Genomic DNA, 19,388 nt, shown 5'->3' with positions numbered 1-19,388 from the left:
AACCCCACCGCCCTGCCGAAAAGCCGCGCCCGGACACGCGCCCGTCCCGTCACAACGCCGTGGCCGAGTTCCGCCCGGTACCGGACAAGGGCCGCACCTCGCCGTACAGATGAAGTCGGCCGCCCGGGCCACGCAGGTCGAATCGCCCGCTGCCGTCCGCGCCGTACGCCACCATCCCCGGCAGCAGCACGGGTGCCCGGAACCGGGTCCGGACCTCGACCGCGTCGGGCGTGCCGTGCGCGGCCAGGCAGCGGGCCACGGTCCACATGCCGTGCGCGACGGCCCGAGGGAAGCCGAAGAGGCGGGCGGTGAGGGGATACAGATGAATGGGATTCCGGTCCCCGGAGGCAGCCCCGTACCGCCGCCCCACATCCCCACCGAGCCGCCACTCACCCACAACGGGCAACGCCACCCCTTCCAACCCCCGGGCCGCCTCCCCACAAGGCCCACTTCCCGGCGGACCGAGTCGGGTGGGCGGGTGGGCGAGGCCCGGGGTCCGGGGCGCAGCCCCGCGAGGCTCACTTTCCGGCGGACCGAGTCGGGTGGGCGGGTGGGCGAGGCCCGGGGTCCGGGGCGCAGCCCCGCGAGGCTCACCTCCCCCACGGCCCCGCGCAAGATACGTACTGCGCGACGCCCACACCACCTCACCCCCCACCCCCAGCTCCGTCACCACGTCCACCTCAACGCCCCGCCGGTGCGCGGCCGCCCCCTCCACCCACACACAAACCTCATACACGGCATCGGCCGACAGCACCCCCACCCGCACGATCTCGATCGACGTATGGACCAGCCCCAGCAACGGCAGCGGAAAATCCCGCGCGCTCATCAGCCGCATGGCCAGCGGAAAGCCCAGGACATGCGGGTAGGTGACCGGTAGACCGGCTTCACCGGTACCGAAGCCGCACACCCGCTCGTACGCGGCCAGCCGGGCCGGGTCGACGCGCAGCCCGGACAGCACCAGCCGCGTACGCGGAACGTCGGCGTCCGGGATCGGCCGGCGCTTGAACGGGGAACGCAGGGCCCCGCGAAGCAGCAGCGGGCCGAGCGCGGGGGCGCCGGTCAGCGCCACGGCGTCCCCCGGCGCCCCGGAACGCGCAGACGTCGTGCTGGTGAAGCCGAGGTGGCGGCCGGCCATGAGCAACTCCCGCGCGACTGGGTCCGAATTCCTTACTCTGGAGTAAGGTTACCGGAGGTAAGCCCTGTAAGGACAAGGGGTGACGGTGATTCAAGAGCCCTCGATCCCCTCGGGGCGGGCGAAGTTGAACGCCCCTCACATAACCCCCGAGGCTGCACATCCCCGGCCCCGGACCATCCCCGGACCCGCACAACCCCCTCACAGCGGACCCGTACGATCACCTGCCTAACCAGCGGTAACCCCCTTCCAGGGCCCGCCGCCGGTGCACGCACGCCTGAGGAGCCGCCCGTGTCCACTCCCTTCCCGAACACCCCCGTCTCCTCCGGCGCCCCCGTCTCCGCCACCGACTACGACGGCCGCCCGGTGCTCGTAGAACCGGAGATACGGAGGCTCGACGGCGCCGTACGGGAGGCGTCCGTACCGCCGTTCGCACCCCCGGTCACCCACGGCTCCCTCGCGGACCTGCCGTACGAGAACGCGGAGGCGGCTTCCGGCGCGGTCGTGCTCAGCCGCAAGCGCCCCGACGGCCGTTGGACGGATGTGACGGCGGCCCAGTTCGCCGACCAGGTGCAGGCCGTGGCCCGGGGCCTGATCGCCGAGGGCCTGATGCCCGGCGACCGGATCGCCGTCATGGCCCGTACGACCTACGACTGGACGCTGCTCGACTTCGCCGCCTGGGCGGCCGGCCTGGTCACGGTCCCGGTCTATCCGACTTCGTCCGTCTTCCAGACCCGCTGGATCCTGCACGACTCCGGCGCGGTCGCCCTGGTCACGGAGACCGCCGCGCAGGCCGCCGCCGTCGGCCCCGAGCTTTCGCGTCTGCCCGACGTACGCCACCTGTGGGTGATGGAGCAGGACCACGTGGCCCGGCTCGCCGACGCGGGCGCGCAGGTGCCGGACGGGGAAGTGGCCGTACGCCGGGGCATGCTGAGCCCCGACACGCTCGCTACGTTGATCTACACCTCGGGCACCACCGGCCGCCCGAAGGGCTGCGCCCTCTCGCACGGCAACTTCTTCGCCGAGGTCGACAACGCGATCGAACTCCTCTATCCGGTGTTCAAGACGAGGGGCGACGAGCCGTCCGTCCTCCTCTTCCTGCCCATGTCCCATGTGTTCGGCCGGATGGTGGCCATCGCCTGCATCCGCGCCCGGGTCCGCCTCGGCCACGCCCCCAGCCTGGCCCCGGACGACCTCCTCCCCGACCTGGCCGCGTTCAGACCGACCTGCCTGCTGACCATCCCCTACATGCTGGAGAAGATCTACAACTCCGCCCGCGCCAAGGCGGAGGCGGGCGGCCGGGTGGCCGTCTTCGACCGGGCGGCGGCGGTGGCCGAGCGTTACGGCGAGACGCTGGAGGCCCGCCAGACCGGCACCGGCACCGGCCCGGGCCGCGCCCTGAAGACGCAGCGCACCTTCTACGACCCCTTGGTCTACCGTCGCATCCGCACCGCCATGGGCGGCCGGGTCCGGTACGTCATCTGTGGCGGCTCCCCGCTCGGCCGGCGCCTCGCCGCGTTCTACACGGGCGCGGGCATCGAGATCTTCGAGGGCTACGGCCTCACGGAGACGACCGGCGCGTCGACGGTGACCCCGCCCCTCAAGCCCCGCCTCGGCACGGTCGGCTGGCCGATGCCCGGCACGCGGGTACGGATCGCGGCGGACGGCGAGATCCTCGTCGCCGGCGAACATGTGCTGCGCGGCTACTGGGACCCACAGGCGGGCGGTGTGGTCCCCGCGACCCTCGACGGCTGGCTGCCGACGGGCGACATCGGGGAGCTGGACGACGAGGGCTACCTCACCATCACCGGCCGCAAGAAGGAGCTGCTGATCACCGCGGGCGGCAAGTCGGTGGCCCCGGCCCCGCTGGAGAACTGGCTGCGCCGGCACCCGCTGATCTCCCAGGTGATGCTGGTCGGCGACGCCCGCCCGTACGTCGCGGCCCTCGTCACCCTCGACCCCGACGGCATCACGCACTGGCGCCAGGTGATCGGCAAGCACCCGGTACCGCCGGAACTCCTGGCCGGTGACGAAGAGTTGACCGAGGTCCTGCAACGGGCCATGGACGAGGCGAACAAGCTGGTGTCCCGCCCCGAGTCCATCCGCCGGTTCACCGTACTGCCGGTGGACTTCACGGAGGCGGCCGGACACCTCACCCCCTCCATGAAGCTGCGGCGGGAACAGATCATGCGGGACTTCGCCGACGAGGTGGAGAGCCTCTACGTGCGATGAGCGGCGGCGCGGAAGGGTCGGCACCCGCTCCTCACTGATCCCACGTCGTCCGGACTCGGTGGGGCGGGGAGCGGGTTGCCGCCTGGGTCGGTCGCGGCCCGGGAACGATCCTCGTACGCCCCCAGGGAGCGAGTCAATCCTTGGGTTTTCTCGCCAAACCCTAGTGTTAACTTGGGTTTTGTGACTCTGGACGACCTCGGTGTGTTCGTGGCCGTGTGCCGCGCCGGCAGCCTGAGTTCGGTCGCCCGCGACCTCGGCTGCACCCAGTCCGCCGTCAGCCAGCACGTCAAGCGGCTGGAGCGGGAGACGGGCGTGGCCCTGCTGGAACGCCGGCCGCGCGGAGTCGTCCCGACCCAGGCGGGCCGCCTCCTGGAGACCGCGGCGGCCGAGGGCATCAACGGCCTGGACCTGGCCGTGCGGCAACTCCGCGACCTGGTCGACGGCCACAGCGGCTACGTCCGTGTGGCCACCGGCGCCACCACCGTCCGCCACTTCATGTCCGACGCGGTCGTCACGTTCCGCCGCCGCCACCCCAAGGTCAACCTGGAATTCCGCACGGTCAGTTCGGGCCGCGGCAGTTTCGACGCGCTCGCCGACGGCACGCTCGACCTGGCCTGGATCACCATCGGCCCCCCGGTCCGCGGCATCGAGCAGCGCACGGTCGTGGAACTGCCGTGGCTCCTCGCCGTCCGCGCGGAAGACCCGCTGGCCGACCGCCCGCACCTGGACCCCGCGGAGCTGGCCGACACCCGGCTCATCCGGCTCCCGCCCAACTCCACGTCCGCCGCCCACCTCGAAGCGGCGTGCGCCGAGGTGGGCATACGGTTCGCGTACGAGCCGAGCGTGGCCGACTGGGACACGGCCCTGCTGCTCGCCGAGCTGGGGGTGGGCCGGGCCGTCGTACCCGCCGTACCCTCCCTCCCCGTCCCCGGGGAGGCCAGCACCTTGCGCCTGATCCCGCTCCCCGGCCTCCGCCCCCTCCCTGTCGGCTGGGCCGTCCGCCGCTGGGATGCGCTCAGCCCTCCGGCGCGGGCCTTCGCGGACACGGTCGTGGAGTGCCGGGTCGCTGCGGGCGCTGCCGCGGGCTGAGCGGCAAGTGCACCCAGACGGTCTTGCCGACGTCCCGCTCGGACACACCCCACGACGACGCCAGCACCTGTACGACGACGAGTCCACGGCCGCACTCGTCCTCCGGCCGCCCGTTCAGGAACCGCAGCGTGCGGCTATGAGCATCGAGGACCTGGCCTGGTTCAAGTCCAGCTGTGCGACGAGGAAGGCGGCGATTGCCTCGAACTCGCCTACACCTGGCGCAACTCCAGCCACAGCAGCGGCGAAGGCGGCGATTGCCTGGAAGTCGCCGCCCACCCCACCGCCATCCACATCCGCGACTCGAAGCAACCGGCCGCTGCTCACCCCACTGCCGCCCCCGCCGCCTGGTCAGCCTTCCTTCTGGGCGAGAAGGAACGCCTGCGGGGCTGACTCCCCGAGCGTCTCGTCCCGTTCCCGCACGGTGCTGGACCGAAGGGCGAACCCCGCCGCGGACAACAGCTTTGCCATCTGTTCGGGGCGTCGCCGGTGGAAGTCGAGCACCACGGGGCGGCCCCAGGGACGGTCGAGGCGGAGCGGCACGTCACCCGTCTGGAAGGCGAGCAGGAGCAGGCCGCCGGGGGCCAGCGCGCGGTGGAACTCGGTGAAGAGTGCGGGGAGCCGGTCCACCGGCGTGTGGATGCTGGAGTACCAGGACACGGCACCGGCCAGCGAACCGTCGGCGACGGGAAGCTCCAGCATCGAGCCCTGCTCGAACCGCAGCGCGGGGTGCTCGCGGCGGGCGACGGTGATCATGGACTCGGAGAGGTCCAGGCCGAAGACGGTGAGGCCCAGCGAGGCGAGGTGCGCGGTGACCTCGCCGGGGCCGCAGCCGAGGTCGGCGACCGTGCCGTCGGGGCCGACCTGCTCGGCGTACGCGGCGAGCAGCGCCCGCTCCAACGGCCTGTCGGCGAGGGGGTTCCGGAAGTGGCCGGCGTAGTCCTCGGCGACGGTGTCGTAGAAGGTGCGGGTGGCGGTCAGGAAGTCCTCGGTGTCGGTCATGGGGAGGGACCGTAGCGGGCCGCACTGACAGCCCCTTTAGGCTGCTGCCCTTGGCCAAGGCATCACACTGGGGGGACAGGGCCGATGAACCGTGCGACGGAGGTCTTCCAGCCACTCCAGGCGGACGACCCACCGGTGGTGGCCGGGTACCGGCTCGCCGCGCGGCTGGGCGCGGGTGGCATGGGCCGGGTCTACCTGTCGCATACGCAGGGCGGCCGACCGGTCGCGATCAAGGTCGTACGGCCGGAGCTGGCCGACGACCCGGATTTCCGGCGGCGGTTCGGGCGGGAGATCAGGGCGGCCCGGCGGGTGCGGGGCGCGTACACCGCCGAGCTGATCGACGCGGACGCGGACGGCATACCGCCGTGGCTGGCCACGCTGTACGTGCCCGGCCCGTCGCTCGCGGAGGCCGTCGCCCGGCGTGGGCCGCTGCCGGTGCCGGCGGTGCTGTGGCTGATGGCGGGGGTGGCCGAGGCGTTGCAGGCCATCCATGCCGAGGACATCGTGCACCGGGACCTGAAGCCGTCGAACGTGCTGCTGGCCGCCGACGGTCCGCGGGTGATCGACTTCGGTATCGCACTGGCCGCCGACGGCACGTCGTACACGGCGACGGGAGGCACGATCGGCACGCCCTCGTTCATGGCCCCGGAGCAGGCGTCCGGCAGTGAGGTCACGGCGGCGACCGATGTCTTCGCGCTCGGCCAGACAGCCGCGTTCGCGGCGCTGGGCCGGCCCCTGTACGGCGACGGCCCGGGCGTCAACGTGCTGTACCGGATCGTGCACTCCGAGCCGGACCTGTCTCTTCTGCCCGAGCCGCTGCGTCCGCTGTTCGCCCGGTGCCTGGCCGCCGATCCGGCGGAGCGGGCCACCCCGGCGGAGATCGTGGAGTGGTGCCGGCAGCGGCTGGGCGCGGACGCCGACGCGGGCGGGGGGCCTGCCGTGTGGCGCGAGGTCACCGGGCCCGAGGTCGCGGTCCCGGCGCCGGTGGCCGAGCCGACCCCGGCCTACCCGCAGCCGCCGGTGCCCGCGCCGGCCTCGGCGTACCCGCAGCCGCCGGTGCCCGCGCCCACCGCGGCGTACCCGCAGCCGTACGGGTGGCCACAGCCGGCGCCGGAGCAGCGCAAGGCCCGCAGGCGGCGCGCCGCGCTGATCACGGTGGCCGGTGTGGCGGGCGGCGCGCTGCTGGTGGCGGCTTTCGCGTGGTCGGTCATGGACGCCAAGGGCCGGCTCGGTGACCGGGACACGGCGGGCTCGAAGACGTCCGCGACGGGACCGGCCGCACGGGCCTCCTCGTCGGCGTCCGGGCCGGGCTCGTCGTCGGATTCCGCGCCCGGCTCGTCATCGGACTCGTCGGCGGGATCCCCGGGTGTGTCGGGCGGTTCGGACGCGTCGGGCCGGGTGGCCGGTGACGGTGCGTCCTCGGCCTCGCCCCGGGACCCGAGGCCGGAGGGGTACGCCGGGCTGTGGCTGGACGCGAAGAACTCGCTGAGCCTCACGGACGAGGAGGCCCAACGGAAGAACCGCAAGGGTGCCATCCGCTTCGACTGCCAGGAGCCCAGCTGCGAACTGAAGAGCGACAGTGCCGTGTTCGTCCAGATGTGGGGCGCGCACGGCACCACCCTCGACGAGTGCCGCCTCATGCTGAGGAGTGCCGACCGGCACAGCTGGACGCTGGCCGGGGCGGCGGCCGGCACCGAGTTCTGCATCAAGGACGGCGAGGGCAACATCGGGCTGTACGTGATCGAGACGAAGTCCACCGCGATCGCGGACATCGCTTTCCTCAGGGGCGACCTGACCGTCTGGCGCAACGCGGACCGGTAGCTCCTGGAAGTCGGGCGGGCGGCGACGTCACCAGCCGCCCCTCATGGGGCCCCATGTGGTCGCGACGGCAGACGTGGCCGCCTGGCAGCCGACGATGCAGCCCCAGAGCCGGAACAGCAGGCCGCGGTGCCGCACCTCACCCAGCACCCGGCCACTCGCTCCCAGCGGCCGGGCGCACAGGGCGCAGTCGATGCCCATCTGCTGACGCGGCCGGAGCCGGGCGACATCGGGCAAGGACGGGTGGTGGACCGTGACCGGACTCTCCGTCGGCGTCACACTGCCCCCGCTCGGTTCGCAGGGCCGCCGGCCGACGGCTTGCCGTCCTTGCGCACGCCGTCCTTCGCTCCGTCGGTGGCTGTCTCGGTGGACTGGACCCGGTGCCGGGGCAGCGTCCGTCGGGGCGGCCTGGTCAGGGTGATCTGACGTACCACCTGCTGGAAGCAGGCCAGGGAGGCGAAACTCGGCAGGGCCGCGGCCGCGGTGTCGACGATGTTTCTCGGTGCCTGCGCGACACACAGTGTCATGGCGATCGCCGAGAAAATGAGCAGCACGGACCAGGAATGGAAAGCCCGGCGCTGATGCAGCGATGCCCGGAGAATGGAGAGCGACGCCACCAGCCAGGGTCCGAACACCAGCAGAGGCCACCAGGAGACCGCGCTGCTTTGCGTGCGGGACGCTGCCACGAAACGCAGCGGGTCATAAGCGATCAGGCCTCCGAAGATACTGACAGCCGAAGCGATGGTGGTCACTAATGCTGCGATTAAGTAGCTGGTAATAACAATGCCGTCCGGGCGCTGCCGTGTCCGGACTTTGCGATGACCCCGCGGAGCGGACTGAACCGGCGGCAGTTCCTCGGTGATCGCCACCAGGGCGTCGCGATGGCTCTGGGCGCCCGGACCTGCGAGATTGTCCTCGTTTCGGGCGGACGGGATCTTCGGCTGCTGGTCGATGCTGTCCCGCAGCATGAAGGCCAGCTCTTCCGCGGGGTCCCAGGCCGAGTCCGGAGGGGTGAGGGGCGGATAGAAGGTCTCGGCGGGCCCCCGATGGCGTCCGCCGCCACCCTGGCGGCCGCCTGAGTACTCGACGGGTGGGTCCGGGTAGTACCCCAGGTACTCGGGATGCATGGCCGGCTCGCTCATTCCGCCGATGAGCCACAGTGCATAATTTCCGCGCTTGTCCAGCGTTTCGAGATCTGTCTCTCCAGAGAGCTCATCACATCCATGAATTCCTGGAGGATCTCCTCGGTCGCCTCGAGCGTGACAAGGAGTCCACCCCTCGCCAAAGCTCCCTTGCTGAGGCCGGCGCCGTTCGGTGCGGGCAGGTAGGTGTGAGAGCCCAGTCGAGTGGGTCGCCGTACAGTCGAACGGGACTGCTCCGAGAAAGGTTCGACTCCCCGCCCCCGCAATTCCTTCGTCATGCTGCGAATAACCTCCGCCATTCGATGATGGATGCGCAGCGAACGGGTGAAGGATTAGCCGGAAAAGCACCTTGTTCAGGTATCGGTAGGGACTATGGGCAGCTGTAATAAGAATGTTTCGTCTGAATGTCCGGTCGTCACGTTCGCAGACCGTCCGCCGGTATACCTGGCCGGGACGGCGGGCGGGACGGTGGGTGGGACAGGGGAAGAGCGGGGGAGGGGCGACGGGCGGGGCACTGATGGGATGTCATGGCCATGCCCCACAGATGGGCGCCGCCATGAACGTGAAATGAACGGGAAAAGGCAGGAGCCCCGTCGCCGGATGGCGTGGGGCTCCTTGGGTACTGCTCTCAGGTTCTGCGATCAGGGAGTGATCAGACGGGGGTGACGTTCTCCGCCTGCGGACCCTTCGGGCCCTGGGTCACGTCGAAGGAGACCTGCTGGTTCTCCTCGAGCGAACGGAAACCCTGCGCGTTGATCGCCGAGTAGTGAACGAAGACGTCGGGGCCGCCGCCCTCCTGGGCGATGAAGCCAAAGCCCTTTTCGGCGTTGAACCACTTAACGGTTCCGGTAGCCATAAGCCCTCCTTGGGCTCACAAAGGGTTGCCCTGCTCCAGAACCTGCAAGTGTGAAACGGTGCTGCACAACTGCATAACTCTGAAAACGACGAGAGCCCGCGGTCACATGCTCCGCAGGCTCTGTACTGCAAGGGAAACCAAACTGCAACTTGCGGCGAGCCTAGCACGCGGGCAGCCGAAAGCAATAGAGGTCAAGATCACGTCACCCGGATGTTTGAACGTCCGCTGGGCCGTTCGAGGGTGGGGGCCGGTCCGGGCACCGTACCGCACGGGGTCTAGTCTCGCGATGTGGACATTTCTCGCACCCGGCCGCGCGTCGGCCACATCCAGTTCCTGAACTGCCTGCCCCTCTACTGGGGGCTCGCGAGAACCGGCACGCTCCTCGACTTCGATCTGACGAAGGACACCCCGGAGAAGCTCAGCGAGCAGATCGTGCGCGGCGACCTCGACATCGGGCCCGTCACCCTGGTCGAGTTCCTGCGCAACGCCGACGACCTCGTCGCCTTCCCGGACATCGCCGTCGGCTGCGACGGCCCGGTGATGTCCTGCGTGATCGTCTCCCAGGTCCCCCTCGACCGGCTCGACGGCGCCCGGGTCGCCCTCGGTTCGACCTCCCGCACCTCGGTCCGGCTCGCGCAGCTGCTGCTCGCCGAGCGCTACGGCGTCCAGCCCGACTACTACACCTGCCCGCCCGACCTCAGCCTGATGATGCAGGAGGCCGAGGCGGCCGTCCTCATCGGAGACGCCGCCCTGCGCGCCAACCTCCTCGACGGACCGCGCTACGGCCTGGAGGTGCACGACCTCGGCGCGCTCTGGAAGGAGTGGACCGGCCTGCCGTTCGTCTTCGCGGTGTGGGCGGCCCGCCGGGACTACGCGGAACGCGAGCCGTTCATCACCCGCAAGGTCCACGAGGCCTTCCTCGCCTCCCGCAACCTCTCCCTGGAAGAGGTCGGCAAGGTCGCCGAACAGGCGGCCCGGTGGGAGGCCTTCGACGAGGCGACCCTGGAGCAGTACTTCACCACCCTCGACTTCAGCTTCGGCACCCCCCAGCTGGCGGCCGTCGCAGAGTTCGCCCGTCGCGTCGGACCGACCACGGGCTTCCCGGCGGACGTGAAGGTGGAACTGCTCCAGCAGTGAGGAGCACCAGCCGACAGGCGCCCGCGTGACGTGTACGCCCGCGTGACGTGTATACGTCCACGTGAAGGGCGTCCACGCGACGAGGACGCTGCTGGACGAGGACGGTCACGTGACGAGGACGCCCTCCTTTGTGGGGTGCCCGCGCGATGCCGGCCGTCCGAAGCGGGTAGGGACCTGGGGGCACGGCGGGTGAGCGTGGTGACGGGGGGAATCGTGGGCAGTCCGACCACGGAGGTGCTGGCACTGGTCGCCGCGGTGTGGGGCGCGTTCGCGGGCACGCTGCTGCCACGCGCCGCCTATCGCTTCGCCGTTGCCTCCGGCGAGCCCTGGCGCGACAGGTGCCCCGGTGGCCGTCACCCGGTCCGGGGGTGGCTGGGCGGAGCCGGATGCGCGGAGTGCAGGGAGTCCGGGGTGCGCAGGGAGCCGGGGGTGCGCGGAGAGACGGGGGTGCGCGAGGAGGCCCAGGTGCGTGGGGAGCCCGGGAGCGGTGCGGCGTACGCCGGCGCGCGTTCTCCCGTGCATTCCCAACGGAGTGCGCCCTCCCTGTCGTACGCCCCCTCCGCCGCCCTCCTCGCCACCGCCACCGCCCTCGTCTGCCTCGCCATGGCCGCCGCCACCGGCACCCGGCCCGAGCTTGCGGTCTGGCTGCTGCTCGCACCCGTCGGCGTACTGCTCGCCGCCGTCGACTTCCGGGTGCAGCGGCTGCCCGACCCGCTGACGCTCCCGCTCGCCGCCGGCGCGCTCACCCTGCTCGGTCTCGCCGCCCTGCTCCCCGAACACGCCGGCCACTGGCCGACCGCCCTCTACGGCGCCCTCGCCCTCGGCGCCGGCTATTACGTGCTGCACCTCGTCAACCCCGGCGGCATGGGTTTCGGCGACGTGAAACTGGCCCTGGGAGTGGGCGCCGTACTCGGCTGGTACGGCTGGCCCACCGTGTTACTCGGTACCTTCGCCGGATTCCTGCTCGGCGCGCTCTACGGCGGCGCGCTCGTCCTGGCCCGGCGGGCGGGCCGGAAGACGGCCGTACCGTTCGGCCCGTTCCTCCTCGCCGGCGCCCTCACCGGGCTCCTGATAGGCGCGTACGCGGCCTGACGTCTCCGGGGTGAAACGGCTGGCGTAGGCTGGCGGCGTCCGCCCGCCCGTCTCCGACCACCACCCCTATATCGAGCGGTTTGCGCACATCGCCCTGTCAACCCTTAGGAACCTTGCGAAAGGGACGCCGGTGACCGAGAAGGCCGACCTCACCTCTGTGGAAGTCACAGCCGTCCTCGACCGTGCCGCCGCCGGCGGGCGGATCACCCCCGAGGAGGCGCTCGACCTCTACCGCGCCGCGCCCCTGCACGCCCTGGGCGCCGCGGCCGACGCCGTGCGCCGCCGCAAGTACGCGGGCATCGAGCACATCGCCACGTACATCATCGAGCGCAACATCAACTACACGAACGTGTGTGTCACGGCGTGCAAGTTCTGCGCCTTCTACGCGGCTCCGAAGGACAAGGAGAAGGGCTGGACCCGCGACCTCGACGACATCCTGCGCCGCTGCGCGGAGACCGTCGAGCTGGGCGGCACCCAGATCATGTTCCAGGGCGGCCACCACCCGGACTACGGCGTCGAGTACTACGAGAAGCACTTCAAGGCCATCAAGGACGCCTTCCCGCAGCTCGTGATCCACTCGCTGGGTGCCTCCGAGGTCGAGCACATGGCCCGGATCTCCGGTGTGTCGGTGGAAGAGGCCATCACGCGGATCCACGAGGCCGGTCTGGACTCCTTCGCCGGAGCCGGCGCCGAACTCCTGCCCGAGCGGCCGCGCAAGGCCATCGCGCCCCTCAAGGAGAGCGGCGAGCGCTGGCTGGAGATCATGGAGGCCGCGCACAGGCTGGGCGTGGAATCCACCTCGACCATGCTGATGGGCACCGGCGAGACCAACGCCGAGCGCATCGAGCACCTGCGGATGATCCGGGACGTGCAGGACCGTACGGGCGGGTTCCGGGCGTTCATCCCGTACACCTACCAGCCCGAGAACAACCACCTGAAGGGCCGGACCCAGGCGACCCTCTTCGAGTACCTGCGGATGATCGCCATCGCCCGCCTCTTCCTCGACAACGTCCAGCACATCCAGGGCTCCTGGCTCACCACCGGCAAGGAGGTCGGCCAGCTGTCCCTGCACTACGGCGCGGACGACCTCGGCTCGATCATGCTGGAGGAGAACGTGGTCTCCTCGGCCGGCGCCAGGCACCGCTCCAACCGCCTGGAGATCATCGACCTGATCCGCAAGGCGGGCCGTGTCCCGGCGCAGCGCTCCACGACGTACGAGCACCTCGTCGTCCACGACGACCCGGCCGACGACCCCGCCGACGACCGCGTGGTCTCCCACATCTCCTCGACGGCCATCGAGGGCGGCACCGCCCACCCCGAGCTGAAGCTGCTGGCCTCCAACTGACGCGGTCGTGGAGACGATTCACACGGCGGACAGGGTCTTCGTCACCTGGGACGCCGCGCCGATCGAGAACGGCGCCGTGGTGGTCGGGCGGGACCGGATCGGCGCGGTCGGGACGTACGACGAGCTGCGCGAGCGGTTCCCGCAGGCGCGGGTACGCACCTGGCCGGGCTCCCTCGGCCCCGCCCGCATCCACGACGGCCCCCTCCCGGACGCCCCCAGCCCGCGCGAGCGCGTGCACGCCGTGCTCAAGCTGGGAGCGGTCGTGATCCTGGAGCGGTACGCCGACTCACCCGAACTCCGAGCCGCGGCCGAGCGCAACGACGTCGTGGTGTTCCCGAGTGCTGCCCGGAAACCGGCCATCACGCAAACCGGCCGCGCCGACCTTGCCGTGTTCGACGACACGGGGGCGTGCATCGCGACGGTGTGCGCCGGCCGGCTGGTTCACAGGCGCAGGTAGGGAGCGCCTTCGGGAGCGCGGGGAGCCGCGCTCCCGAAAGCGGCGCGGGGAACCGCGCGTCCAGCCCCGGGCGGCCCGCACGTGCCCCCTCACCCGCTCGGCGCTGCAACGCCCCCGCATCGGCCTCGCCTTCCTGCTCCAGCCGGCGCCGACCTGCGTGATGCTGCTCGGCGGTTCCCTGTGCTCCGGTGCCGGCGGAACGAAGCCCAGGCTCCTGCCGTGGGAGCGGGCTGCAAGAATGGGCGGGTGACCCGCGCTTCCCTGAACAAGCAGCCGCACGAAGTCGCCTCGATGTTCGACGACGTGGCGGAACGGTACGACCTGACGAACGACGTGCTGTCACTCGGCCAGGACCGGCGCTGGCGCAAGGAGGTGGCGAAGGCGGTCGATGCGCGGCCCGCGCAGAAGATCCTGGACCTCGCCGCCGGCACTGCCACCTCCTCGCTGCCTTTCGCGCAGTCCGGTGCGTACGTCGTCCCGTGCGACTTCTCGCTCGGGATGCTCCAGGTCGGCAAGCGCAAACACACCTGGCTGCCGTTCACGGCCGGCGACGCGACGAAGCTGCCCTTCAAGGACGACACCTTCGACGCGGTGACGATCTCCTTCGGGCTGCGCAACGTGCAGGACACGGACGCGGCGCTACGGGAGATGCACCGGGTGACCCGGCCCGGCGGGCGCGTGGTGATCTGCGAGTTCTCGCACCCGACCTGGAAGCCGTTCCGCACCGTCTACACCGAGTACCTGATGCGGGCCCTGCCGCCGGTCGCGCGCGCGGTGTCCTCGAACCCCGACGCGTACGTCTACCTCGCCGAGTCCATCCGTGCCTGGCCCGACCAGCCGGCCCTCGCCGAACGGCTGCGCAAGGCGGGCTGGTCCAAGGTGGCGTGGCGCAACCTCACCGGCGGTGTGGTCGCGCTGCACCGGGGCTTCAAGGAGAGCTGAGCGCGGGGCCTTCGACAACTGAGCGCCGCGGCTTCGCGGAGGTCTGAGTCCCCGGGCTCCAGGGGGAGTTGCGCGCCGGGGCTTCAGGCAGAGCTGAGCGACGGCACTTCAAGGAGGGCTGAGCGCCGGGGCTTCAGGGAGAGCTGAAGCCGGCTACCGCGTACGGGTCGCCGGGCTGGTCCAGCTCGCGCTGCAGTCCACCTCTGGGCGGCCCCGGAATGCGTGGCTCACGCACGCCACCGCCGCCCTCGCTCTCACCGAAGTCGAACCACACGTACACCATCGACTCGCGCGGCACCTCGGCACCGGGCTGCGGATACTGGCGCACGACGTAGTCCACCACGGCGAGGTGGAAGTCCGGGCGGTCCGGCGCGTTGAGGAACAGACCTTGCGCCCGGGCCGTTTCGCGCGCGTCCACGGCCATGAGACCGACCAGACGCGGGACGCACACTTCGGGTGTTTTGGGTGTTATACGCACAGATGTCACCCCCAGCGGTACTGGAAGGGTAACTCTCGCGCCCTCCGCCCGGAAGGCGCCAGTGTCTTTCTGTAACAGACGACTACTGTGCGTAGTTGAGCGGGAGTCGGAAGCAGAGCGCCGGCTCGTTCAGCGTGGGGTGCGTGTAGGTCTCCGCCGGCTCCATGCCGAGCCGCCGGGTCACCGCGATCGACCGCTCGTTGCCCGTCCGCACCATCGCCACAAGCTCCCGGACCCCGGCCGCCCGCACCCGCCTCAGGGTCTCCTGAGCCGCCGCGGTGACATAGCCCTTGCCCCAGTGCTCCCGGCCGAGCCGCCAGCCGATCTCCGTCTCACCGACCGGCCCCCAGTCCGGCCGCCAAGGCTGCGCGCCGGTGAACCCGATGACCTCCCCGGACGCGTCGAGCAGAGTCCACAGGCAGAAGCCGAGTTCCGCGTCGTGCCGCCGCTGGCGCGCGGTCAGTTCCTCGTAGACCGACAGGCCCACCGGCCGGCCGCCGTAGAACTGCATGACCTCCGGGTCGTCGAAGAGCCGGTGCCAGGCGACCGCGTCCTCGTGGGTGGGAACGCGCAGCCGTACCGCGGGGAGAGGTCGGTTCACAGGGCAGCCCTTCAGCCGGGTGATCAATTCTGCTGAATAGACTGCCCATGTCCAGTGCCGGTCGGCACGCAGATTTCGAACCTTGGGGAGATCCCGCCGTGACCGAGCCCCTCTCCGACAACACCGCCGATGTGATCGTCGTGGGCGCGGGGCCAGCCGGCTCCACGACCGCGTACCACCTCGCCAAGGCCGGTCTCGACGTCCTGCTCCTGGAGAAGACCGAGTTCCCGCGCGAGAAGGTCTGCGGTGACGGCCTCACCCCGCGCGCGGTCAAGCAGCTCGTCGCCATGGGCATCGACATCTCCGAGGAGGCCGGCTGGCTGCGCAACAAGGGTCTGCGCATCATCGGCGGCGGGGTCCGCCTCCAGCTCGACTGGCCGGATCTCGCCTCCTTCCCCGACTACGGCCTGGTCCGCAAGCGCGACGACTTCGACGAGCAGCTCGCCCGCAACGCCCAGAAGGCCGGCGCCCGCCTCTTCGAACGCTGCAACGTCACCGGTCCGGTCGTCGACGAACGCACCGGCCGCATCACCGGCGTCACCGCCAAGCTCGGCGAGGAGAAGCGCGAGGTCACCTTCCGCGCGCCGCTCGTCGTCGCCGCCGACGGCAACTCCACCCGGCTGTCGCTCGCGATGGGCCTGCACCGCCGCGAGGACCGCCCCATGGGCGTCGCGGTCCGCACGTACTTCGAGAGCCCCCGCCACGACGACGACTACCTGGAGTCCTGGCTGGAGCTCTGGGACCGCCGCGGCGCCCAGGACCGTCTCCTGCCCGGCTATGGCTGGATCTTCGGCATGGGCGACGGCACGTCGAACGTCGGACTCGGCGTTCTCAACACCTCCGCCGCCTTCAAGGAGCTGGACTGGCGCGAGGTCCTCAAGGCGTGGTGCGCGTCCATGCCGGAGGACTGGGGCTACACCCCCGACAACATGACCGGCCCGATCCGCGGCGCCGCCCTCCCCATGGCCTTCAACCGCCAGCCGCACTACACGCGCGGGCTGCTCCTGGTGGGTGACGCCGGCGGCCTGGTGAACCCGTTCAACGGCGAGGGCATCGCCTACGCCATGGAGTCCGGCCAGATCGCCGCCGACGTCATCGTGCAGGCCCACGCGCGCGCGACGCCCGCCCAGCGCGAGATCGCCCTGCAGCGCTACCCGCGCGTCCTGAAGGACACCTACGGCGGCTACTACACCCTCGGCCGCGCGTTCGTGAAGCTCATCGGCAACCCGAAGGTCATGCAGATCGCCGCCCAGCGCGGCCTGACCCACCCGATGCTGATGAAGTTCACCCTCAAGCTCCTCGCGAACCTCACCGACCCCACGGGCGGCGACGCGATGGACCGCATCATCAACGGCCTGACCAAGGTGGCCCCGAAGGCCTGACCCCGCGGGCCGAGCGCCCACGCCGACCGTCGGCCCGCAGCGCAGCCGCCGCGGGCCGACGGTCGTCACGCCACATACAGTCGCTCCACCACGGACTTGGCCACCTTCGCTCGCGCCCCGGAGAGCTTGATCAGATGCCGCCGGAATTCATGAGCGGACGCCAGATTCTGGTGCAGATCGGACTTCTTGAGCGCGTCGAGCACGTAGAGCAGTGCCTCGCGGTTCTGCGGCTCGACGGCCTCGAGCCGGATCGTGGTCAGCTCTGAGCGGTAGATGACGAGCGTCTTCCATTCGTTCGGCCAGCGAGGTGACCGCGGGAAGGTATCCAGTCCTCGTCGGCGCAGCAGCGTGCAGACGGCCCGCAGTCGCTCCAGCCGCAGCCGCTCGCGCCCCTCCAGCGCCCGGATGGTCGAGTTCCGGACAACGACAGCGTCCTGGTTCTTCTCGACGCGCTCCTCGAGCGCGTCGAGGGTCCGCTGCCAGACGTAGATGGCCACCCGTCCTCCTCATGGGGAAATAGGGCAAGCCTGACGGGCACTTGGGACGCGCGTGCCGATTACGCCTGTTTCGTCACCAGACGGTGCGATCGGATGGTATGTGCGGTGCGCGCCGGGATTCGGGGGACCTGGCCCCCGGCGGCAACGGGAACGGGGCCCGCGAGAACGGCGCAAGGGCCGCTGCCCCCGAGCGGCTGCGGCCCTACGCGCGTGAGAGGTGCGGAGTGCGCTCAGAGCACCCGCACGGCCCCGGTGGGCGGGTCGTACGACAGCGAGCGCTCCACGACGCCGCTGGAGGGGTTCTGCGCACCGACGAACATGCCGTCCCCGACGTACACCGCGACGTGGTACGCGCTGCCCGCGCTGCCCCAGTACAGGATGTCGCCCGGCTGCAGGTTGCTCAGCGAGACCTGGGTGCCGGCGGTCGACTGGTCCTGCGAGACGCGCGGCAGGCTGATGCCGACCTGCTTGAAGGCCGTCTGCACCAGGCCGGAGCAGTCGAAGGCGGAGGGGCCGGTGGCGCCGGAGACGTACGCCTTGCCGACCTGAGCCTTGACGAAGCTGATGACGGCAGCGGCCGAACCGGTCGCCGGCGACGTGCTGGTGGAGGTCGAGCCGCTGTCCGCCTTGGTGGACAGCGTGGTCCGCTCCGTGCTGCGGGAGGCGCGTGCGGCGGCCTCCTTGCGCGCGGCCTCCTCGGCCTTCTTCTTGGCTGCCGCGGCCTTCTGCTTGGCCTCGGCGAGGTCCGTCTTGGCCTGCTTCGCGGCCTTTGCGGCAGCCGCGTCACGCTCGGCCTGCAGCTGGTAGTTCGCGGCGGCCTGCTGGGTGGCGTCCGCGGACTGGGCCGCCTGAGCGGCCAGGTCGGCCGTCAGGGTGGGCAGTTCGAGGGTCTGCGTCACCGGCTCGGCAGCGTTCGCCGAGCCCGACGCCCCGGCGACTGCCAGGGTGCTGAGGACGCCACCGGCAACTCCGGCCCGCATGGCGAGGGTCGACGCGCTGCTGCGGCGGGGCTTCCGGTGGCTGCGTATGTGAGCGGTGTGGGACATGGGAATAACCGGTACCAGGGGCTCCTTCATATCTTCAAGAAACGTGTGCTGCGCCACATTTGCTCAACGGAGGCGCCAAATCCCGGGCGTGTCGTTCTTTATTGACGCCGTAACGGACATTGCGGACGCCCGTGATCAAGCCCTTGATCACGGTCTTTGATCATTAAGTCCGAATTGCCCCCCACCTACCACTGGTTGGGTTCGTTGGCCAAGCCCGGTTCTCATGGGCCTCTCATGGGTGTGGCAGAGGTCACGGAACGATTACCGGAACCGCCGCGTCCCGCGCCTGCGGAGCTAGTGAATGCGCGCACGCGCCCCGGCTCGCGTCCACACCCCTCCCGAACCTCCCCCTGATGTGTGAACGCGGACCACTATCAGGCCCTGGTGTCCGACGCCAATTTGCATGCAGTGGAACTCTCTTGATATTGAGACGACCCCTCCAGCCTGCGGCGATGAGCAAAATTGTCACTTCTGGTGATCAGCTGAACGCTTCGCGTATGAAGATCACCGATCATCCGACTTCATGATCGTTCGTCAGGTGGTGGAGATCACAAAGCTTGTGTAATACCCCGTGTCGCAGATCACAGAGCGGCGGGCATAAGATGCGAGGCAGTTGGGCTTGTGACCTGCTTCACATGTTCTCGATCTTCGCCCGGGACGAGCGGGGCTCGTGGGACCGGTGAGGCGGATGTGAGCCCAGTGCGACCTCCCCCAAGGTCTCGGCTTCGCTCGACCAGGGGGGACCCCATGCAGTCAGTGCCGACTGAGAGGAGCGAGGAGCGGTGAACGCGTATGCGCCCATCCTCGTACTGGGAGCCCTCGGGGCAGGCTTTGCGATCTTCTCCGTGGTCATGGCCACGCTGATCGGTCCGAAGCGGTACAACCGCGCCAAGCTCGAGGCCTACGAGTGCGGTATCGAGCCGACCCCCACGCCGGCCGGCGGCGGGCGCTTCCCCATCAAGTACTACCTGACGGCGATGCTCTTCATCGTCTTCGACATCGAGATCGTCTTCCTCTACCCCTGGGCCGTCACCTTCGACGCCCTGGGGATCTTCGGGCTCGTGGAGATGCTGCTCTTCGTGCTCACCGTCTTCGTCGCGTACGCGTACGTATGGCGGCGCGGCGGCCTGGAATGGGACTGAG

At 70.4% G+C, this 19,388-nt stretch carries 19 protein-coding genes and 1 pseudogene; 11 read left to right on the top strand and 9 right to left on the bottom strand.

Features of this window, described 5'->3' with window-relative positions:
- Positions 1–49: 49 nt before the first annotated feature.
- Complete coding sequence (locus ACZ4SF_RS08935) at positions 50–1,135, bottom strand: MaoC family dehydratase (protein ID WP_468380173.1); 1,086 nt, start codon at positions 1,133–1,135, stop codon at positions 50–52.
- Between the two features lie 363 nt (positions 1,136–1,498).
- On the opposite strand from ACZ4SF_RS08935, the gene ACZ4SF_RS08930 reads away from it, so the two are divergent.
- The 3 genes and pseudogenes from ACZ4SF_RS08930 (at position 1,499) to ACZ4SF_RS08920 (ending at position 4,843) form a co-directional block, all read left to right on the top strand.
- Complete coding sequence (locus tag ACZ4SF_RS08930) at positions 1,499–3,364, top strand: AMP-dependent synthetase/ligase (protein ID WP_468380452.1); 1,866 nt, start codon at positions 1,499–1,501, stop codon at positions 3,362–3,364.
- Between the two features lie 180 nt (positions 3,365–3,544).
- Positions 3,545–4,453: a LysR family transcriptional regulator gene (locus ACZ4SF_RS08925; RefSeq protein WP_468380170.1), complete on the top strand. Its 909-nt coding sequence runs from the start codon at positions 3,545–3,547 to the stop codon at positions 4,451–4,453.
- Between the two features lie 136 nt (positions 4,454–4,589).
- Positions 4,590–4,843 (top strand): annotated as a pseudogene (locus ACZ4SF_RS08920) (DUF397 domain-containing protein).
- On the opposite strand, the gene ACZ4SF_RS08915 reads toward ACZ4SF_RS08920, so the two are convergent.
- Positions 4,802–5,452, bottom strand: coding sequence for a class I SAM-dependent methyltransferase (locus tag ACZ4SF_RS08915; RefSeq protein WP_468380167.1), 651 nt, complete (start codon positions 5,450–5,452; stop codon positions 4,802–4,804). The pseudogene ACZ4SF_RS08920 and the gene ACZ4SF_RS08915 sit on opposite strands and share 42 nt — an antisense overlap.
- 84 nt (positions 5,453–5,536) lie before the next feature.
- Here ACZ4SF_RS08915 and ACZ4SF_RS08910 point away from each other — a divergent pair, with 84 nt between their 5' ends.
- Positions 5,537–7,273 (top strand): serine/threonine-protein kinase, encoded by a 1,737-nt coding sequence (locus ACZ4SF_RS08910; protein WP_468380164.1) that lies wholly within the window; start codon positions 5,537–5,539, stop codon positions 7,271–7,273.
- Positions 7,274–7,300: 27 nt separating this feature from the next.
- Here ACZ4SF_RS08910 and ACZ4SF_RS08905 read toward each other — a convergent pair whose 3' ends face one another.
- From ACZ4SF_RS08905 to ACZ4SF_RS08895, 3 genes are all read right to left on the bottom strand, one after another.
- Positions 7,301–7,507: a hypothetical protein gene (locus ACZ4SF_RS08905; RefSeq protein WP_468380161.1), complete on the bottom strand. Its 207-nt coding sequence runs from the start codon at positions 7,505–7,507 to the stop codon at positions 7,301–7,303.
- A gap of 38 nt (positions 7,508–7,545) precedes the next feature.
- Complete coding sequence (locus ACZ4SF_RS08900) at positions 7,546–8,412, bottom strand: DUF2637 domain-containing protein (RefSeq protein ID WP_468380159.1); 867 nt, start codon at positions 8,410–8,412, stop codon at positions 7,546–7,548.
- 652 nt (positions 8,413–9,064) lie between these two features.
- Positions 9,065–9,268 (bottom strand): cold-shock protein, encoded by a 204-nt coding sequence (locus ACZ4SF_RS08895; RefSeq protein ID WP_003974443.1) that lies wholly within the window; start codon positions 9,266–9,268, stop codon positions 9,065–9,067.
- Positions 9,269–9,556: 288 nt separating this feature from the next.
- Here ACZ4SF_RS08895 and ACZ4SF_RS08890 point away from each other — a divergent pair, with 288 nt between their 5' ends.
- From ACZ4SF_RS08890 to ACZ4SF_RS08870, 5 genes are all read left to right on the top strand, one after another.
- Positions 9,557–10,405 (top strand): menaquinone biosynthetic enzyme MqnA/MqnD family protein, encoded by an 849-nt coding sequence (locus ACZ4SF_RS08890; RefSeq protein WP_468380156.1) that lies wholly within the window; start codon positions 9,557–9,559, stop codon positions 10,403–10,405.
- Positions 10,406–10,618: 213 nt separating this feature from the next.
- Positions 10,619–11,497, top strand: coding sequence for a prepilin peptidase (locus ACZ4SF_RS08885; RefSeq protein ID WP_468380154.1), 879 nt, complete (start codon positions 10,619–10,621; stop codon positions 11,495–11,497).
- A gap of 130 nt (positions 11,498–11,627) precedes the next feature.
- Complete coding sequence (gene mqnC, locus ACZ4SF_RS08880) at positions 11,628–12,842, top strand: cyclic dehypoxanthinyl futalosine synthase (protein WP_468380151.1); 1,215 nt, start codon at positions 11,628–11,630, stop codon at positions 12,840–12,842.
- A gap of 7 nt (positions 12,843–12,849) precedes the next feature.
- Entirely contained in the window at positions 12,850–13,299 is a 450-nt protein-coding gene (locus ACZ4SF_RS08875; protein ID WP_468380149.1) for an imidazolonepropionase-like domain-containing protein, read from the top strand.
- A 246-nt stretch (positions 13,300–13,545) separates the two neighbouring features.
- Positions 13,546–14,241, top strand: a complete 696-nt coding sequence (locus ACZ4SF_RS08870; RefSeq protein WP_468380146.1) for a demethylmenaquinone methyltransferase — start codon at positions 13,546–13,548, stop codon at positions 14,239–14,241.
- A gap of 133 nt (positions 14,242–14,374) precedes the next feature.
- On the opposite strand, the gene ACZ4SF_RS08865 is transcribed toward ACZ4SF_RS08870, so the two are convergent.
- Both ACZ4SF_RS08865 and ACZ4SF_RS08860 read right to left on the bottom strand, forming a co-directional pair.
- Entirely contained in the window at positions 14,375–14,665 is a 291-nt protein-coding gene (locus ACZ4SF_RS08865) for a PASTA domain-containing protein (RefSeq protein WP_468380144.1), read from the bottom strand.
- A 136-nt stretch (positions 14,666–14,801) separates the two neighbouring features.
- Positions 14,802–15,320: a GNAT family N-acetyltransferase gene (locus ACZ4SF_RS08860; protein ID WP_468380141.1), complete on the bottom strand. Its 519-nt coding sequence runs from the start codon at positions 15,318–15,320 to the stop codon at positions 14,802–14,804.
- Between the two features lie 47 nt (positions 15,321–15,367).
- Here ACZ4SF_RS08860 and ACZ4SF_RS08855 point away from each other — a divergent pair, with 47 nt between their 5' ends.
- Positions 15,368–16,702 carry a geranylgeranyl reductase family protein gene (locus ACZ4SF_RS08855; RefSeq protein WP_468380137.1) on the top strand — a complete coding sequence of 445 codons (1,335 nt, stop codon included), beginning with the start codon at positions 15,368–15,370 and terminating at the stop codon, positions 16,700–16,702.
- Positions 16,703–16,767: 65 nt separating this feature from the next.
- Here ACZ4SF_RS08855 and ACZ4SF_RS08850 read toward each other — a convergent pair whose 3' ends face one another.
- Together ACZ4SF_RS08850 and ACZ4SF_RS08845 are read right to left on the bottom strand one after the other, a co-directional pair.
- A complete protein-coding gene (locus ACZ4SF_RS08850) occupies positions 16,768–17,199 on the bottom strand; it encodes a hypothetical protein (protein WP_468380134.1) in 432 nt (143 codons plus the stop codon).
- 230 nt (positions 17,200–17,429) lie between these two features.
- Positions 17,430–18,245, bottom strand: a complete 816-nt coding sequence (locus ACZ4SF_RS08845) for a C40 family peptidase (protein WP_468380131.1) — start codon at positions 18,243–18,245, stop codon at positions 17,430–17,432.
- 782 nt (positions 18,246–19,027) lie between these two features.
- On the opposite strand from ACZ4SF_RS08845, the gene ACZ4SF_RS08840 reads away from it, so the two are divergent.
- Entirely contained in the window at positions 19,028–19,387 is a 360-nt protein-coding gene (locus ACZ4SF_RS08840; protein WP_003992243.1) for an NADH-quinone oxidoreductase subunit A, read from the top strand.
- Position 19,388: the final 1 nt, after the last annotated feature.

This window comes from Streptomyces sp. NPDC027663 (assembly GCF_055566415.1).
Note: the sequence above shows the minus strand (reverse complement) of the source record. Positions and strands in the feature narration are given on the sequence as shown.

What these genes read in the sequence shown, in the direction of transcription:
- ACZ4SF_RS08845 (WP_468380131.1), bottom strand. Translation starts at nt 18,245, where the DNA reads ATGTCCCACACCGCTCACATACGCAGCCACCGGAAGCCCCGCCGCAGC.
- ACZ4SF_RS08895 (WP_003974443.1), bottom strand. Translation starts at nt 9,268, where the DNA reads ATGGCTACCGGAACCGTTAAGTGGTTCAACGCCGAAAAGGGCTTTGGC.
- ACZ4SF_RS08855 (WP_468380137.1), top strand. Translation starts at nt 15,368, where the DNA reads ATGTCCAGTGCCGGTCGGCACGCAGATTTCGAACCTTGGGGAGATCCC.
- ACZ4SF_RS08865 (WP_468380144.1), bottom strand. Translation starts at nt 14,665, where the DNA reads ATGGCCGTGGACGCGCGCGAAACGGCCCGGGCGCAAGGTCTGTTCCTC.
- ACZ4SF_RS08915 (WP_468380167.1), bottom strand. Translation starts at nt 5,452, where the DNA reads ATGACCGACACCGAGGACTTCCTGACCGCCACCCGCACCTTCTACGAC.
- ACZ4SF_RS08900 (WP_468380159.1), bottom strand. Translation starts at nt 8,412, where the DNA reads ATGAGCGAGCCGGCCATGCATCCCGAGTACCTGGGGTACTACCCGGAC.
- ACZ4SF_RS08910 (WP_468380164.1), top strand. Translation starts at nt 5,537, where the DNA reads ATGAACCGTGCGACGGAGGTCTTCCAGCCACTCCAGGCGGACGACCCA.
- ACZ4SF_RS08935 (WP_468380173.1), bottom strand. Translation starts at nt 1,135, where the DNA reads ATGGCCGGCCGCCACCTCGGCTTCACCAGCACGACGTCTGCGCGTTCC.